Source organism: Micromonospora sp. IBSANI012 (assembly GCF_052814045.1).
The window spans coordinates 5,169,612-5,184,817 of sequence record NZ_CP199933.1 but is presented as its reverse complement, the minus strand read 5'-3'; the positions used below and the strand labels follow the sequence as shown (position 1 = coordinate 5,184,817).

General features: G+C 72.2%; 15 protein-coding genes. 11 read left to right on the top strand and 4 right to left on the bottom strand.

Features of this window, described 5'->3' with window-relative positions; all coding sequences use genetic code 11:
* Window positions 1-231 precede the first annotated feature (231 nt).
* The 7 genes from lepA to ACTWM8_RS23855 all read left to right on the top strand — a co-directional run bounded on the left by lepA (window position 232) and on the right by ACTWM8_RS23855 (window position 7,317).
* Complete coding sequence (lepA, locus tag ACTWM8_RS23885; protein WP_446210975.1) at window positions 232-2,109, top strand: translation elongation factor 4; 1,878 nt, start codon at window positions 232-234, stop codon at window positions 2,107-2,109.
* Between the two features lie 297 nt (window positions 2,110-2,406).
* On the top strand, window positions 2,407-2,694 hold the full coding sequence (locus ACTWM8_RS23880; RefSeq protein ID WP_210778207.1) for a GlsB/YeaQ/YmgE family stress response membrane protein: 288 nt from the start codon (window positions 2,407-2,409) through the stop codon (window positions 2,692-2,694).
* 256 nt (window positions 2,695-2,950) lie between these two features.
* Complete coding sequence (locus tag ACTWM8_RS23875) at window positions 2,951-3,238, top strand: GlsB/YeaQ/YmgE family stress response membrane protein (RefSeq protein ID WP_446210974.1); 288 nt, start codon at window positions 2,951-2,953, stop codon at window positions 3,236-3,238.
* 196 nt (window positions 3,239-3,434) lie between these two features.
* On the top strand, window positions 3,435-4,724 hold the full coding sequence (locus tag ACTWM8_RS23870; RefSeq protein ID WP_446210973.1) for a sugar ABC transporter substrate-binding protein: 1,290 nt from the start codon (window positions 3,435-3,437) through the stop codon (window positions 4,722-4,724).
* Window positions 4,721-5,707, top strand: a complete 987-nt coding sequence (locus ACTWM8_RS23865) for a carbohydrate ABC transporter permease (RefSeq protein ID WP_179801357.1) — start codon at window positions 4,721-4,723, stop codon at window positions 5,705-5,707. Before ACTWM8_RS23870 ends, ACTWM8_RS23865 begins: the two co-directional genes overlap by 4 nt.
* A gap of 11 nt (window positions 5,708-5,718) precedes the next feature.
* Entirely contained in the window at window positions 5,719-6,552 is an 834-nt protein-coding gene (locus ACTWM8_RS23860; protein WP_446214650.1) for a carbohydrate ABC transporter permease, read from the top strand.
* A gap of 120 nt (window positions 6,553-6,672) precedes the next feature.
* Window positions 6,673-7,317, top strand: coding sequence for an MOSC domain-containing protein (locus ACTWM8_RS23855; protein WP_446210972.1), 645 nt, complete (start codon window positions 6,673-6,675; stop codon window positions 7,315-7,317).
* Window positions 7,318-7,384: 67 nt separating this feature from the next.
* Here ACTWM8_RS23855 and ACTWM8_RS23850 read toward each other — a convergent pair whose 3' ends face one another.
* Together ACTWM8_RS23850 and ACTWM8_RS23845 are read right to left on the bottom strand one after the other, a co-directional pair.
* Complete coding sequence (locus tag ACTWM8_RS23850; protein WP_446214649.1) at window positions 7,385-8,248, bottom strand: hypothetical protein; 864 nt, start codon at window positions 8,246-8,248, stop codon at window positions 7,385-7,387.
* A gap of 97 nt (window positions 8,249-8,345) precedes the next feature.
* The gene (locus ACTWM8_RS23845; protein ID WP_446210971.1) at window positions 8,346-9,128 is read right to left on the bottom strand and encodes an enoyl-CoA hydratase-related protein; all 783 of its coding nucleotides are present in this window, start codon (window positions 9,126-9,128) and stop codon (window positions 8,346-8,348) included.
* Between the two features lie 19 nt (window positions 9,129-9,147).
* Between ACTWM8_RS23845 and hemW the strand changes: the two genes are divergently transcribed.
* Window positions 9,148-10,371, top strand: a complete 1,224-nt coding sequence (hemW, locus tag ACTWM8_RS23840) for a radical SAM family heme chaperone HemW (RefSeq protein WP_446214648.1) — start codon at window positions 9,148-9,150, stop codon at window positions 10,369-10,371.
* Between the two features lie 43 nt (window positions 10,372-10,414).
* Here the strand turns inward: hemW and ACTWM8_RS23835 are convergent, their stop codons facing one another.
* Window positions 10,415-11,050: a DUF4870 domain-containing protein gene (locus tag ACTWM8_RS23835; protein ID WP_446210970.1), complete on the bottom strand. Its 636-nt coding sequence runs from the start codon at window positions 11,048-11,050 to the stop codon at window positions 10,415-10,417.
* Window positions 11,051-11,284: 234 nt separating this feature from the next.
* Here ACTWM8_RS23835 and hrcA point away from each other — a divergent pair, with 234 nt between their 5' ends.
* The 3 genes from hrcA (at window position 11,285) to ACTWM8_RS23820 (ending at window position 14,262) form a co-directional block, all read left to right on the top strand.
* Entirely contained in the window at window positions 11,285-12,307 is a 1,023-nt protein-coding gene (hrcA, locus tag ACTWM8_RS23830; RefSeq protein ID WP_154942492.1) for a heat-inducible transcriptional repressor HrcA, read from the top strand.
* A 76-nt stretch (window positions 12,308-12,383) separates the two neighbouring features.
* Complete coding sequence (gene dnaJ, locus ACTWM8_RS23825) at window positions 12,384-13,526, top strand: molecular chaperone DnaJ (RefSeq protein WP_210778231.1); 1,143 nt, start codon at window positions 12,384-12,386, stop codon at window positions 13,524-13,526.
* Between the two features lies 1 nt (window position 13,527).
* The gene (locus tag ACTWM8_RS23820) at window positions 13,528-14,262 is read left to right on the top strand and encodes a 16S rRNA (uracil(1498)-N(3))-methyltransferase (RefSeq protein WP_446210969.1); all 735 of its coding nucleotides are present in this window, start codon (window positions 13,528-13,530) and stop codon (window positions 14,260-14,262) included.
* Between the two features lie 143 nt (window positions 14,263-14,405).
* Here ACTWM8_RS23820 and ACTWM8_RS23815 read toward each other — a convergent pair whose 3' ends face one another.
* Window positions 14,406-15,167: an SDR family NAD(P)-dependent oxidoreductase gene (locus tag ACTWM8_RS23815; protein WP_446210968.1), complete on the bottom strand. Its 762-nt coding sequence runs from the start codon at window positions 15,165-15,167 to the stop codon at window positions 14,406-14,408.
* Between the last annotated feature and the right edge of the window lie 39 nt (window positions 15,168-15,206).

The following is a 15,206-nucleotide window of genomic DNA, read 5'->3' as shown; positions in this document are numbered from 1 at the left end:
GCCGTGGAAGGAGTGATCCGGCCGGGCCGGGGGAGGCCGCCGGGCTGAGCGACCGGCGGGCGGGCCGTGGGAGGAGTGACCCGGCTCGGCCGGGGAAGGCCGGGGGTGGACCGCCCGGCGGTGAGCCGCGGCACCCAGGTGTGATCGGACCGCGTCCGGAGCGACGTGGGAGCATAGAGGGGGCCGGCGGCGCGCCGGCCCGCTCACGTCAGCCGACCAGAACGGACCGCTGTGCCACCGAAGCTCGATCCCGGCGCGAACGCTCCTGGTGCCACCGACCCCGGCCGCATCCGGAACTTCGGCATCATCGCCCACATCGACCACGGGAAGTCGACCCTGGCCGACCGGATGTTGCAGCTCACCGGCGTGGTCGACCCCCGGCAGATGCGGGCGCAGTACCTCGACCGGATGGACATCGAGCGCGAGCGCGGCATCACCATCAAGAGCCAGGCCGTCCGGATGCCGTGGACCATCCGCGAGGGCGACCGGGCCGGCGAGCAGGCCGTGCTCAACATGATCGACACCCCCGGCCACGTCGACTTCACCTACGAGGTGTCCCGCTCGCTGGCCGCCTGCGAGGGTGCCGTGCTGCTGGTCGACGCCGCGCAGGGCATCGAGGCGCAGACGCTGGCGAACCTCTACCTCGCGCTCGAGAACGACCTGCGCATCATCCCGGTGCTCAACAAGATCGACCTGCCGGCCGCCCAGCCGGAGAAGTACGCCGAGGAGCTGGCCCACCTGATCGGCGGCGACCCGGCGGACTGCATCAAGGTCTCCGGCAAGACCGGCGAGGGCGTGCCGTACCTGCTCGACGAGATCGTCCGACAGTTCCGGCCGCCCGTCGGCGACGCCGACGCGCCCGCCCGGGCGATGATCTTCGACTCGGTGTACGACGTCTACCGGGGCGTGGTCACCTACGTCCGGGTGATCGACGGGCGGATCAGCGCCCGCGACCGGATCAAGATGATGTCCACGGGTGCCGTGCACGAGCTGCTGGAGATCGGCGTCATCTCGCCCGAGATGGTGAAGGCCGAGGCGCTCGGCGTCGGCGAGGTCGGCTACCTGATCACCGGCGTGAAGGACGTCCGCCAGTCCCGGGTCGGTGACACGGTCACCATCAACTCGCGGCCGGCGAAGGAGGCCCTCGGTGGCTACAAGGACCCGAAGCCGATGGTCTACTCGGGCCTCTACCCGATCGACGGCTCGGACTACCCCAACCTGCGTGAGGCGCTGGACAAGCTCAAGCTCAACGACGCCGCGCTCGACTACGAGCCGGAGACCTCCGGTGCGCTCGGCTTCGGCTTCCGCTGCGGCTTCCTCGGCCTGCTGCACCTGGAGATCATCCGGGAGCGGCTGGAGCGGGAGTACAACCTCGACCTGATCTCCACCGCGCCGAACGTGGTCTACCGGGCCATCACCGAGGACGACCAGGAGATCGTCGTAACCAACCCGAGCGAGTACCCCACCGGCAAGATCGCCGAGGTGTACGAGCCGGTCGTGCGCGCCACCGTGCTGACCCCGAACGACTACGTGGGCGCGGTGATGGAGCTCTGCCAGGGCCGCCGGGGCAGCCTGCTCGGCATGGACTACCTCTCCGCCGACCGGGTGGAGCTGCGCTACACGCTGCCGCTCGCGGAGATCATCTTCGACTTCTTCGATCAGTTGAAGAGCCGCACCAAGGGCTACGCCTCGTTGGACTACGAGCCCTCCGGCGAGCAGGCGTCCGACCTGGTCAAGGTCGACATCCTGCTGCACGGCGAGCCGGTGGACGCGTTCAGCGCGATCGTGCACAAGGACAAGGCGTACAACTACGGGGTCACCATCGCGGCCAAGCTGCGCAACCTGATCCCGCGCCAGCAGTTCGAGGTGCCGATCCAGGCCGCCATCGGCAGCCGGGTGATCGCGCGGGAGACCATCCGGGCGATCCGCAAGGACGTGCTCGCCAAGTGCTACGGCGGTGACATCAGCCGTAAGCGCAAGCTGCTGGAGAAGCAGAAGGAAGGCAAGAAGCGGATGAAGATGGTCGGCCGGGTGGAGGTCCCCCAGGAGGCCTTCATCGCCGCCCTCTCCTCCGACTCCGGCGACGCCAAGGCGCCCGGCAAGAAGTAGCGCGACGGCTGACGGCCGGCATCCTCCCGCGGGGGTGCCGGCCGTTTCGCGTGCCCGCCGCCGGGCCGTACCCGGGAAATTTCCGATGGCCGCGGCGGCCCCGCCCGGTGTCGGCCCATGCGGCCTGAGCTGCGGCTTTGCTGTGCTGCGCGGCAATCGACGCGGGGGTCGCGTATCGACGGGGGGCGACAGCTGTTTCGCTGAGTCGGTTTGGATTTTCGGACGGTCGGGAATCTAGCGGTCACGACAGGAACCACACACACACCGTGTGACTCAATCTTCAGAAGGAGGGCGACCGTGGAGCTCACCGTTTGGGGCATCATCACCGCGATCGTTGTTGGTCTCATCGTCGGCGCTCTTGGCCGCCTGGTCGTGCCGGGCCGTCAGAACATGCCGATCTGGCTGCACATGCTGATCGGTATCGGCGCGGCCCTGCTGGGCACCGTGCTGGCGCGGGCCATGGGCATCGCGACCGAGACCGCCGGCATCGACTGGATGGAACTGCTGGTGCAGGTCGTGCTGGCCGCCATCGCCGTGGCCCTGGTGGCCGGCGTGGGTCGTCGCCGCAGCGTCACGCACCGGTAATCCAGCGCAGCGCACGCTCGGCGGGCGCCCGTACCCCTCGGGGGCGGGCGCCCGCTCGCGTCTGCGCCCGGATCCGGCCGACGCCCAACTCACGTCGGCTGCCGAAGCCTGACAGTGCTGCGACGAAAGGGCAGGTCACGGCGAGTCTCGACCAGATCGTTCCCGGAGTCGGTTTGGAAAATCGCGGGATCGGGAACCTTATCGATCACGCCAAGAACCACACATCGTGTGTCATACCTACAGAAGGAGGACGGTCGTGGAGCTCACCGTCTGGGGCATCATCACCGCCATCGTCGTCGGTCTCATCGTCGGCGCGCTGGGCCGCCTGCTCGTGCCGGGCCGGCAGAACATGCCGATCTGGCTGCACATGCTGATCGGTATCGGCGCCGCCCTGCTGGGCACCGTGCTGGCGCGGGCCATGGGCATCGCCACCGAGACCGCCGGCATCGACTGGATGGAACTGCTGGTGCAGGTCGTGCTGGCCGCCATCGCCGTGGCCCTGGTGGCCGGCGTGGGTCGTCGCCGCGGCGTCACCCACCAGTAAGCAGCGACAACGCTCTTCGACGGGCGCCCGACCTCAAGGTCGGGCGCCCGTCCGCGTACCCGGAACGGGTCTGCTCCCCGACCCGCCGGCTGCGGTACCGTCGCCTCGCCCGGAACCCGCCCCTGTCGTAAAGGAATTTTTCCTACTAGGGTGCGGCAGAGAAGGTTACTGCCAGACGGCGCGAGGGAGAAGTGGCGTGAACAGGTGGAAGCGGCTGGCTCCGGTCACCGCCGTCGTGGCCTCGGCCGCGATGGTGCTCGCCGGTTGCGGGGGCTCCGGCGACGACGAAGCGGCCGACAAGAGCAAGCTCACGGTCTGGATGATGGGCGAGGGCAGCGACGCCCAGACGAAGTTCCTCGACGGCGTCGAGACCGAGTTCCGGCAGAAGCACCCCGACACTGACGTGGTCGTCCAGTACATCCCCTGGCTGGAGGCGCCGAAGAAGTTCCAGGCGGCGCTCGCCGGCGGTGAGGGGCCGGACGTCACCGAGCTGGGCAACACCGAGACCCAGGGCTGGGCGGCCCAGGAGGCGCTCGCCGACGTCACCGGGAAGATGTCCGGCTGGGCCGAGAGCAAGGACATCCTGCCCGACCTGGTGAAGAACGCCCAGCTCGACGGCAAGCAGTACGGCGTCCCCTGGTACGCCGGCGTCCGCGCCATCTACTACCGCACCGACTGGTTCGCCGAGGCCGGCGTTAAGACGCCGACGAACTGGGACGAGCTGGTCGCCACCGCCAAGGCCGTGCAGGCCAAGAAGCCGGGCACCTACGGCATCGCGCTGCCGGGCAACTCCGAGCTGCCCTTCTACTCGTTCCTCTGGGGCGCCGGCGGCGAGATCGCCACCAACCAGGGCGGCACCTGGAAGTCCGGCTACAACACGCCGGAGGCGCAGAAGGCGGTCAAGTTCTGGACCGACCTGGTCACCGTGCACAAGGTCGCCCCGCCGGCCGCCGCCGGCTGGAACGAGATCGACGCCCGCACCCAGTTCGCCACCGGCAAGGCGGCGATGGCCTTCGCCGGTAGCTGGCAGGGCGGCGCCATCAAGAAGGACAACCCCGACATCGAGAAGGTCTGGGGCACCTTCCCGATCCCCGGCCCGGACGGCAAGCCGGCCCCGGCGTTCGCCGGCGGCTCCGACATCGCCCTCTGGAAGGACAGCAAGAAGCAGGACCTGGCGTGGGACTACCTCACCGTCCTGCTGAACAAGAAGAACGCGAAGACCTTCGCCAGCAGCCTGAACTTCTTCCCGGTGTACTCCGACCAGGTCAGCGGTGGCGAGTACGCCAGCGACAAGATCATGGCCGCGTTCGCCACGACCATGCAGAACACCAAGGTCACCCCGCTGACCCCGAAGTGGGTGGAGGTCAGCCGCACCAAGACGGTGACCCAGGCGATGAACAGCTCGGTGATGAAGGGTCAGAAGACGGTCGAGCAGGCCACCGCCGACGCCGCCGCCGAGATGGAAGGCATTTTGAACAAGAAGTGAGCTTACTGACCAAGAACACCGGGACTGCCGCCGTGCGGAAGACCTCCGCACGGCGGCGGCCCCGCGTGGACCGCCTGCCGTACCTGCTCCTGCTGCCCTGCCTGGTGGTCATCGGGGTGCTGCTGCTCTGGCCGCTCGGCCAGGTGGTGGCGATGTCGTTCTACAAGCTGGACAGCGTCCGGCAGTTGCGCGGCGACCGCGAGTGGCCGTGGGTGGGGCTGGGCAACTACACCCAGATCCTCGGCGACCCGTTCTTCCGTACGGTGCTGCGCAACACGGTGCTCTTCGCCGCCGCGAACGTCGTGCTGACGATGATCCTCGGCACCCTGGTCGGGCTGCTGCTCAACCGGCTCGGCCGGCGGATGGCCACCTTCGTGGCGAGCTGCGTCATGCTCGCCTGGGCCACCCCGGCGCTGACCGGCACCATCGTCTGGAAGTGGATCTTCGACGACACCAGCGGGCTGGTCACCTGGCTGTTCAACAAGCTGCCCGACGGGCTGTCGACCACGCTCTTCGGCCGCAGCGACTGGACCGGGTACGGCTGGTTCAACTCGCCGCTGCTCTTCTTCGCCATCCTCACCCTGGTGGTGGTCTGGCACTCGTTCCCGTTCATCGCGGTGAGCGTGCTCGCCGGGCTCAAGAGCGTGCCGAGCGAGCTGCACGAGGCGGCCCGGGTCGACGGGGCCGGGCCGTGGAAGGTGTTCTGGAAGATCACCTTCCCGTTGCTGCGGCCGGTCTTCGGGATCCTGATCGTGCTCAGCACCATCTGGGACTTCAAGGTCTTCACCCAGCAGTTCGTGCTCGCCGGCGGCACCCAGGACCGGCCGACGTTCATGCTCTCCATCTACTCGTACGCCGAGGCCTTCTCGCCGCCGCCCAAGTACGGCGTGGGTTCCGCGATCGCGGTCATCCTCACCCTGATCCTGCTGGTGGTGACCGGTCTCTACGTCCGCATGGTGCTCAAGCAGGAGGAGGACGCGTGAGGCGCGGCGCGGTGGTGAAGCGGATCGCCCTCAACGGCGCGGGCCTGCTGGTGGCGCTCTTCGCCGCCTTCCCCGTCTACTGGATGGTCGCCACGTCGCTGAAGCCCAACCGGGAGATCTTCTCGTCGACGCCCCGGCCGGTGCCGGCCGAACCGACCCTGGAGCACTACCGGGAGATCCTCACCGGCAACCTGATCCCGGGCGTGACGTTCGCCGACTTCTTCCTCAACAGCGCCCTGGTGGCGGTGAGCACGGTGCTGCTCAGTGGCCTGGTCGCGCTGCTCGCGGCCACCGCGGTGGCCCGGTTTCGGTTCACGCTCCGGACCAGCTTCCTGATCATGCTGCTGGTGGTGCAGATGATCCCGCTGGAGGCGCTGGTCATCCCGCTGTTCCTGATGATCCAGCGGCTCGGTCTCTACAACACCCTGCCCAGCCTGATCCTAACCTACCTCGGCTTCTCGCTGCCGTTCGCGGTCTGGATGCTGCGCGGCTTCGTGGCCGCGGTGCCCAAGGAGCTGGAGGAGGCCGCGGCGATCGACGGGGCCAGCCGGGCCCAGATCTTCCGCCGGATCCTCTTCCCGCTGGTGGCACCGGGCCTGGTCGCGACCAGCATCTTCTCCTTCATCACCGCCTGGAACGAGCTGATCTTCGCGTTGACCTTCGTCAACGACCAGGACAAGTACACCCTGCCGGTGGCGATGACCTTCTTCTTCGGCCGGGACGACACCGCGTGGGGGTCCGTGATGGCCGCCTCGACGCTGTTCACCCTGCCGGTGGTCGTCTTCTTCCTGCTGGTGCAGCGCCGGATGGTCTCCGGGCTGGTCGCCGGCGCCGTCAAGGGCTGAGCAGCGCGGTCAAGGGCTTAGCCCCGCGCTCGTCGAGGGTCGACCGGCGCCGTCAAGGGCTGAGCCGACGGCGGATCGGCGGGTGCCCCGGACCGGGCGTCCACGGCTAGGCTCTGCGCCATGACGGGCAGGCTGGCGGCGGCGAACCTCGGCGTGGTGACCGAGGCGGAGTGGGCGGGCGACGCGAGCGGCCGCACCGGCATCGACAAGCGACCGGTCGACGTCCCGGTGCTGCTGCGCGCCGACGGGGTGGCCGGGGACTTCATCGGCGAGCGGGCCCACCACGGCGGCCCCGACCAGGCGGTCTACGCGTACGCGGGGGAGGACGCCGAGTGGTGGTCGGCGGAGCTGGGGCGCACCGTCCCGCCCGGCGGGTTCGGCGAGAACCTGACCACCTCGGCGGTGGACGTGACCGGGGCGGTCATCGGCGAGCTGTGGGCCATCGGCTCGGCCGTGCTCCAGGTGACCAAGCCGCGCACCCCCTGCACCACCTTCGCCGGGTTCTGGGGCGTACCCGACCTGATCAAGCGGTTCACGGTGCGGGCGGCGCCCGGGGCGTACCTGCGGGTGCTGCGCGAGGGCGAGGTCGGCGCGGGCGACCCGGTCGAGCTGGTGGACCGGCCCGCGCACGGGGTCACCATCGGCGAGGTGTTCCGGGCGATGAACCTCGAACCGGAGCTGCTGCCCCGGCTGCTGGACGCCGCGGAGCTGCCGGAGTCGGTCATGGAGAAGGTCCGTCGCCGGGTGGCCGGCAGCCGCCCCTGACCCGGTGGGGCCTCGGGCGGGCCACACCGTTGGGCCGGCGTCCTGGCCGGGCCGCGAGGTGCCGGGGTCACCCCTCGGCGAAGACCTCCGCCAGCACCTGGCCGTCGGCCGGGCGGCCGTCGGAGACCTTGGCCCAGGTGCCGTCCTCGGCGGTCCACTCCAGGCCGGCGAAGCGGACCCGCTTCACCCCGTGGTCGGGCGCGTGCGACACCAGCCAGTGGGCGTACCGCCAGCCGTCGCGACGGTCGGCGGCGGGCACGGTGAGCCCGGTCAGGGCGGCCACCGTGCCGGTGCCCGGCAGCCCCCAGTCCAGGGTCAGGCCGCGGGTCAGCGCCGCCGCGGCCGCCTCGCCCCGCATGACCGGCGTGCGGCTCACCGTGCAGGCCACCGCGCCGGTCGCCTCGCCGAGCAGGGCCCGGGTCAGCACCTCGGACTCGTCCGCCCACTTCTGGTACGCCGTCGGGAAAGCCGACCGCTGGACCGCCTGGGCCGCGTCGGTGACCCGCATCTCCTCCCAGCCGCGCACCTTCTTCAGCGCGGCGTAGAAGCGGTTGGCCGCGTACCGCTGGTCGCGGATCTGCTGCGGGGTGCCCCAGCCCTGGCTCGGCCGCTGCTGGAACAGGCCGATCGAGTCCCGGTCGCCGCCGGAGAGGTTGCGCAGGCCCGACTCCTGGTACGCGGTGGCCAGCGCGACCACCACCGCCCGCTCGGGCATCTGCCGCTGGATGCCGATCGCCGCGATGGTCGCCGCGTTCGCCATCTGGTCGGCGTCGAGCAGCACCGTGCCGTCGGCCTGGACGGTGCAGGTACGGCTGGCCACGGGGAGCCGGAGCTCGCCGCCGAGCTGACGGACGACGACCCAGACCCCGAGAAGAGCGACGACCGCGAACACGACACCGACTGCGACAATTGCCCGACTTCGCACCCGCACCTCCTGTTTCACGGTCATCCCCAGCGTACGTGCCCGAAAAGGCGAGCCGGGTCGGCCGACCGGTTCACATTTTCGGGAGCAAAGGAAGGAAACGCGCCTAATCCACCGGCACCCAGGCGGCGTTCCTCTTCTCGCGGAAGGCGAGCACACCCTCGCGGCCCTCCTCGGAGAGGAAGTAGCCGGTGGAGAGGGCGGACAGCTCGGCGATCTCGCCGCGCAGGTCGGTGGGGGCCGGGCGGCGCAGCAGGCCCTTCGCCCCGGCCAGCGCCCCCGGCGCGCCGCGCACCAGCGAAGCGCAGTAGCGCTCCACCGCCGCGTCGAGCCCGTCCGCCGGCACCGCCGCGGTCACCAGGCCGATCTCGGCGGCCCGCCGACCGTCGAAGGTGTCCCCGGTCAGATACAGCTCGGCCGCCGCGCGCGGGTGCAGCCGGGGCAGCACCGTGGCGGAGATGACCGCCGGGATCACCCCGATCCGCACCTCGGTGAAGGCGAACGTCGCCTCCTCGGCGCAGACCGCCAGGTCGGCCGCCGCGATCAGGCCCAGCCCGCCGGCCCGCGCCGGCCCGGCCACCTTCGCCAGCACCGGCTTCGGGCACTCCCAGACCGCCGCCAGCACGTCGCCGAGCATCCCGGCCGGCACGCTCCCGCTGGCGTACGCGGCGGCCGTCTCCTTCAGGTCCGCGCCCGAGCAGAAGACCGGCCCGGTGTGGTCCAGCACGATCACCCGGACGGCGTCGTCGGCGACCGCCGCGGCGACCCCGGCCAGCAGCTCGGTCATCAGCGGCGTGGAGAGCGCGTTGCGGTTGTGCGGGCTGTCCAGGGTGAGGGTGGTCACCCCGCGGGCGGTGGCGGCCCGCACGAGGCGGTCGGGAGAGGTCATGCCGGGCACACTAGTGGCCATGCCCGGCGTCCTTCCAGAAGGCGAGACCGTCCCCGTCGACGGGTCGCTGCCCGCCACCGCCCTGCGCGCGGTCGGCGCGCGCGGCTTCGGCGTGTACGTCCACGTGCCGTTCTGTGCCAGCCGCTGCGGCTACTGCGACTTCAACACCTACACGGCGGCCGAGCTCGGCGGCGGCGCCGACCGGGAGTCGTACGCCGACACCGTGCCGGCCGAGCTGGCGCTGGCCGCCCGGGTCCTCGGCGACACCCCGCCGCCCCGGGTGGACACCGTCTTCGTCGGCGGTGGCACGCCGACCCTGCTCCCCGCCGACGACCTGGCCCGCATCCTGGACGGCATCGACCGCACCTGGGGGCTGGCCGCCGACGCCGAGGTGACCACCGAGGCCAACCCCGAGTCGGTCACCCCGCAGTCGTTGCGCACCCTGCGCGCGGCCGGCTACACCCGGATCTCTTTGGGCATGCAGTCCGCGGCGCCCGGGGTGCTGGCGATCCTCGATCGCCGGCACAGCGCCGGCCGGGCGGTCGCCGCCGCACTGGAGGCCCGCGACGCCGGGTTCGAGCACGTCAACCTGGACCTGATCTACGGCACGCCGGGGGAGAGCGCGGCGGACTTCGCCGCCAGCCTCGACCAGGTGGTCGCCGCCGGGGTGGACCACGTCAGCGCGTACGCCCTGATCGTGGAGGACGGCACCCGGCTCGCCGCCCGGATGCGGCGCGGCGAGCTGCCGTACCCGTCGGACGACGTGGCGGCGGACCGGTACCTGGCCGCGGAGGCCGCCCTCGGCGCGGCCGGCTTCTCCTGGTACGAGGTCTCCAACTGGGCCCGCTCGGAGGCGGCCCGGTGCCGGCACAACCTGCTCTACTGGACCGGCGCGGACTGGTGGGGCCTCGGCCCGGGGGCGCACAGCCACGTCGGCGGGGTGCGCTGGTGGAACGTCAAGCACCCCACGGCGTACGCGAAGCGCCTGGCCGCCGGGGAGTCGCCGGGCCTGGCCCGGGAGGTGCTGACCGCCGGCGAGGCGCACATGGAGGACGTCATGCTCCGGCTGCGGCTCGCCTCCGGCCTGCCGCTGGACGCCCTCGACCCGGCGGGTCGGGCGGCTGCCGAGCGGGCGCTGGCCGACGGCCTGCTGGACCCGGCGGGGCACGCGGCGGGGCGGGCGGTGCTCACCCTGCGCGGGCGGCTGCTGGCCGACGCCGTGGTCCGCGACCTGCTGCCCTGATCCCGTGCGGCCCGGCCGGCCCGGGTGGGCCGGCCGGGACCGGTCACTTCTTGAAGGCGTAGCTCGCTGGGTAGCGGTAGACGACGCCCTCGGTGGCCTTCACCCCGCCGATGATGCCGAAGATGATCGGCACCAGAGCGGTCAGGATCGGGATGAAGAAGAGCACCCCGCAGGTGACGATGGCCAGGACGAAGCCGATGATGTTGGCGATCGCCCAGGTGATCTGGAAGTTCAGCGAGGCCGTGGCGTGCGCCCGCACGGTCGGGGACTGCTGGCCCTTGGCGGAGAGTGCGATCAGCGGCGCCACCCAGCCGAGCAGGCTGCCGCCGACGATCACGCCGACCGGGCCGCCGAAGTGCGCGATCAGCGACCAGGTCTTGTCGTCGTCGGTGGCGTAGCCGGCGCCCGGGGCGCCGTACCCGCCGCCGGGAGCGCCGTACCCGCCGGCGGTCGGATAGCCGACGCCCGGCGCGGAGTAACCGCCCGGCGGTGGGTAGCCGCCCGACGGCGGTTGGTCACCGGTGGGTGGCGGATAGCCACCGGGCGGGGGATAGCCGCCCGCCCCGGGCGCCCCGGACAGTGGTGCGGTGGGCGGCTCGTACGACGAGCCGGACGGGGCGGTCGGGTCCGGGCGGTCGCCGGGGTCCCCCGCTCCGGGAGGGCGAGGTGGTTCAGTCATGGACGTCACGGTAGGGGTTGCCGGCAAGCCCTCACCAGAGCGACACCGCCCCGGATGTCCGGATGATCGGCCCTGGCGCGCCGTTCGGGCGGCGGGGCGCACCCGTGGTCCGTCGCTGATCATCGCGTCAGCGGGGACGCCGACGTAGACTGGCACTCGCTACAGTCGAGTGCCAGTGCGCTCGCCCGGGGCGCCTCAGCCGCCCCGGGCCGACGTGCGTCAGGAGGTGGGGAGATGGGTCTCGACGACCGCAAGCTCGCCGTGCTGCGCGCGATCGTCGAGGACTACGTCGCCACGCAGGAGCCGGTCGGCAGCAAGGCCCTGGTGGAGCGGCACCAGCTCGGCGTCTCGCCGGCCACGGTGCGCAACGACATGGCCGTGCTGGAGGAGGAGGGCTACATCCGGCAGCCGCACACCAGTGCCGGCCGGGTGCCCACCGACCGTGGCTACCGCCTTTTCGTCGACCGGCTCTCCCGGGTCAAGCCGCTGAGCCCGGCCGAGCGCCGGGCGATCGAGCGCTTCCTGGTCGGCGCGGTCGACCTGGACGACGTGGTGCACCGCACCGTGCGGCTGCTGGCCCAGCTGACCCGGCAGGTCGCCGTGGTGCAGTACCCGTCGCTGGCCCGCTCCTCGGTGCGCCACCTGGAGCTGGTGCCGATCTCCACCACCCGGCTGATGCTGGTCATGATCGCCGACACCGGCCGGGTCGAGCAGCGGCTGGTGGAGCTGCCCGCGCCGATCCCCGCCGACCACGTCACCGACCTGCGCCGGCTGGTCAACGAGAAGTTGGTCGGCAGCCGGCTGTCGGAGACCCCGCCGCTGGTCCAGGCGCTGGTCGACGAGTCCGCGCCGCACCTGCGCGGGGCGATGACCACGCTCTCCACCGTGCTGCTGGAGACCCTGGTCGAACGGCACGAGGAGCGCATCGCGCTCGCCGGCACCGCGAACCTCACCCGGGGCGGCCTGCTCGACTTCCAGGGCTCGCTGCGCCCGATCCTCGAAGCCCTCGAGGAGGAGGTCGTGCTGCTCAAGCTCATCGGGGAGGCCGAGCCGAGCACCACCCGGGTGCTCATCGGCGACGAGAACGAGATCGACAACCTGCGGGCCGCCTCGGTGGTCAGCACCGGGTACGGCCCGGGCGCGACCATCGTCGGCGGTCTGGGCGTGCTCGGGCCCACCCGGATGGACTACCCCGGCACCATCGCCACGGTGAGGGCCGTGGCACGCTACGTGGGCGAGCTGCTGGCCCAGAACTGATCCAGGGCAGGGGCCGGCACCCGGCTCCGGCCGACGACCGGCGCAACGCGAGACGAACATGAGGACACCGAACGCAGTGGCCAGGGACTACTACGGCATTCTCGGCGTGAGCCGGGAAGCCTCCGACGACGAGATCAAGCGCGCCTACCGCAAGCTGGCGCGGCAGTTCCACCCGGACGTCAATCCGGACCCGGAGGCTCAGGAGAAGTTCAAGGACATCAACGCCGCGTACGAGGTCCTCTCGGACGACCGGAAACGGCAGATCGTCGACCTGGGTGGCGACCCGCTCGCCCCGGGTGGCGGCGGCGCGGGGCCGGGCGGCCCCGGCGGCGCGGGCCCGTTCGTCGGCTTCCAGGACATCATGGACGCGTTCTTCGGCGGCGCCGCGGGCGGCGCCCGGGGGCCGCGGCCGCGTACCCGGCCGGGCGCCGACGCGATCCTGCGGCTGGAGCTGGACCTGCACGAGACCGCGTTCGGCGTCGAGGCGCCGATCACGGTCGACACCGCGGTGCTCTGCACCACCTGCGCCGGCGCCGGCACCGCCGCCGGCACCCACCTGGCCACCTGCGAGGCGTGCGGCGGCCGGGGCGAGGTGCAGTCGGTGCAGCGCACCTTTCTCGGCCAGGTGGTCTCCGCCCGCCCCTGCACCGTCTGCCAGGGGTACGGCACCACCATCCCGCACCCCTGCCCGACCTGCGCCGGCGACGGCCGGGTGCGCACCCGCCGCTCGCTGACCGTCAAGATCCCCGCCGGGGTCGAGGACGGCATGCGGATCCGGCTCGCCCAGCAGGGTGAGGTGGGCCCGGGTGGCGGCACCGCCGGCGACCTCTACGTGGAGATCCACGAGCGGCCGCACGACGTGTACTCCCGCAAGGGCGACGACCTGCACTGCCGGGTCACCGTGCCGATGACCGCCGCCGCGCTCGGCACCCGGCTGACCATCAAGACGCTGGACAGCGAGGAGACGGTCGACGTCAAGGCCGGCACCCAGCCGGGCAGCACGCTGCGGCTGCGGGCCCGGGGCGTGCCGCACCTGCGCGGCACCGGCCGGGGCGACCTCTACGTCCACCTCGACGTGCGGACCCCGACGAAGCTCGACGCCGACCAGGAGAAGATGCTGCGCGACTTCGCCAAGACCCGGGGCGAGGAGGTCGCCGAGCTGACCAAGCAGGGCGGCTTCTTCTCCCGGATGCGCGACGCCTTCAACGGGCACGCCTGAGGTGTCCGCGCCGCTGTTCCTGGTCGAGGCGCTGCCCACCGGCGACACGCTGACCCTGAACGGCCCGGAGGGCCACCACGCGGCCACCGTGCAGCGGCTGCGCGTCGGTGAGGAGCTGCTGCTGGCCGACGGCCGGGGCGGCACGGCCGCCGCCGTGGTCACCACCGTCGGCCGGGGCACCCTCGACCTGCGCGTCACCTCCCGCGGGTACGCCGACGCGCCGGTGCCCCGGATCGTGGTGGTGCAGGGCATCGCCAAGGGGGACCGGGGCGAGCTGGCCGTGCAGGCGATGACCGAGGTCGGGGTGGACGAGATCGTGCCCTGGGCGGCGTCCCGCTCGGTGACCCAGTGGCGCGGCGACCGGGGCGTACGGGCCCGGGACAAGTGGGTGGCGACCGCCCGGGAGGCGGCCAAGCAGGCCCGCCGGCCCTGGCTGCCGGTGGTGGCCGGCGCCCCGGACGAGTCCACCGGGACCGTGGTCCGGCGGATCGCCGGCGCCGGCGCCGCGTTCGTGCTGCACGAGGAGGCCGAGGAGCGGCTGACCACCGCCGAGCTGCCCGACACGGGCGAGATCGTGCTGGTGGTCGGCCCGGAGGGCGGCATCGCCCCGGTCGAGCTGACCGCCTTCGCCGACGCCGGCGCCCGCCCGGTGCGGCTCGGTCCGTCGGTGCTGCGCACCTCCACGGCCGGGGTGGCCGCGCTGAGCGTGCTGGCCACCCGCCTCGGCCGCTGGTAGCCGGCTCGGTCAGGGGCGGGGGAAGACCGGCACCGGCTCCTCCTCCGGCCGCAGGTCCAGACCGGCCGGGCCGATGATCAGCGGGTCGGGCGTGCCGACCACCGCCGGATCCTTGCCCACCGTTTGGCGAGGGCCGGCCGGCGTCAGGTACGCAGGTAGGAAGCGCCGTTGAGGTCGACGATGGTGCCGGAGGCCCACTGCGCCTCGGGGCTGGCCAGCCAGTGCACGGCGGCGGCGATCTCCTCGGGGCGGGCCACCCGGCCGAACGGGCTCTGCGCCCGGATCGCGTCGCCCTGCTCGCCGGTCAGGTGCTCCGTGGTCATGTCGGTCGCCACGAAGCCCGGGGCGACCGTGGCGATCGCGATGCCGTACGGCGCGAGCGCGACGGCGAGGGACTGCCCGAGCGCGTTCAGGCCGGCCTTGCTGGCGCCGTACGCGGGCTGGTCCGGCTCGCCCCGGAACGCGCCCCGCGACGACACGTTCACCACCCGGCCACCGCGTTCCCGCATGTGCTGGGCTGCGCACCAGGTGACGTTGCCCGCCCCGGTCAGGTTGGTCTCCAGCACCCGCCGCCACTGCCGCTGCCACTGCTCGTACGAGGCGCCGAAGACCGGGTGCGGGGCGTCCCGCTCGCCGTACACGCCGGCGTTGTTGACCAGCACGTCGAGCCCCCCGAGCCGGGCGGCGGCGTCGTCCACCATGGTCTTGACCGCCGCCGGGTCGGTGAGGTCCGCGCGGACCACCACGTGGCCGTCGCCGGGCAGCTCGGCGCGGAGCGCCTCGGCCAGCTCGGCCGAGTCCCGATGGTGGATCGCCACCCGGTCCCCGTCCGCCGCGAACGCCCGCGCCACGGCGCGGCCGATGCCGCGCGAGGCCCCCGTCACCAGTACCGCTCGTGAAGTCACGCGGCACATCATGCCCGAGGCCCTCGGCACGCCTTACCA

Excerpts from the sequence above, each read along its gene's own strand:
- ACTWM8_RS23845 (WP_446210971.1), bottom strand. The coding sequence starts at position 9,128 with ATGACCTCTCCCGACCGCCTCGTGCGGGCCGCCACCGCCCGCGGGGTG.
- ACTWM8_RS23855 (WP_446210972.1), top strand. The coding sequence starts at position 6,673 with ATGACGGGCAGGCTGGCGGCGGCGAACCTCGGCGTGGTGACCGAGGCG.
- ACTWM8_RS23835 (WP_446210970.1), bottom strand. The coding sequence starts at position 11,050 with ATGACTGAACCACCTCGCCCTCCCGGAGCGGGGGACCCCGGCGACCGC.
- hemW (WP_446214648.1), top strand. The coding sequence starts at position 9,148 with ATGCCCGGCGTCCTTCCAGAAGGCGAGACCGTCCCCGTCGACGGGTCG.
- hrcA (WP_154942492.1), top strand. The coding sequence starts at position 11,285 with ATGGGTCTCGACGACCGCAAGCTCGCCGTGCTGCGCGCGATCGTCGAG.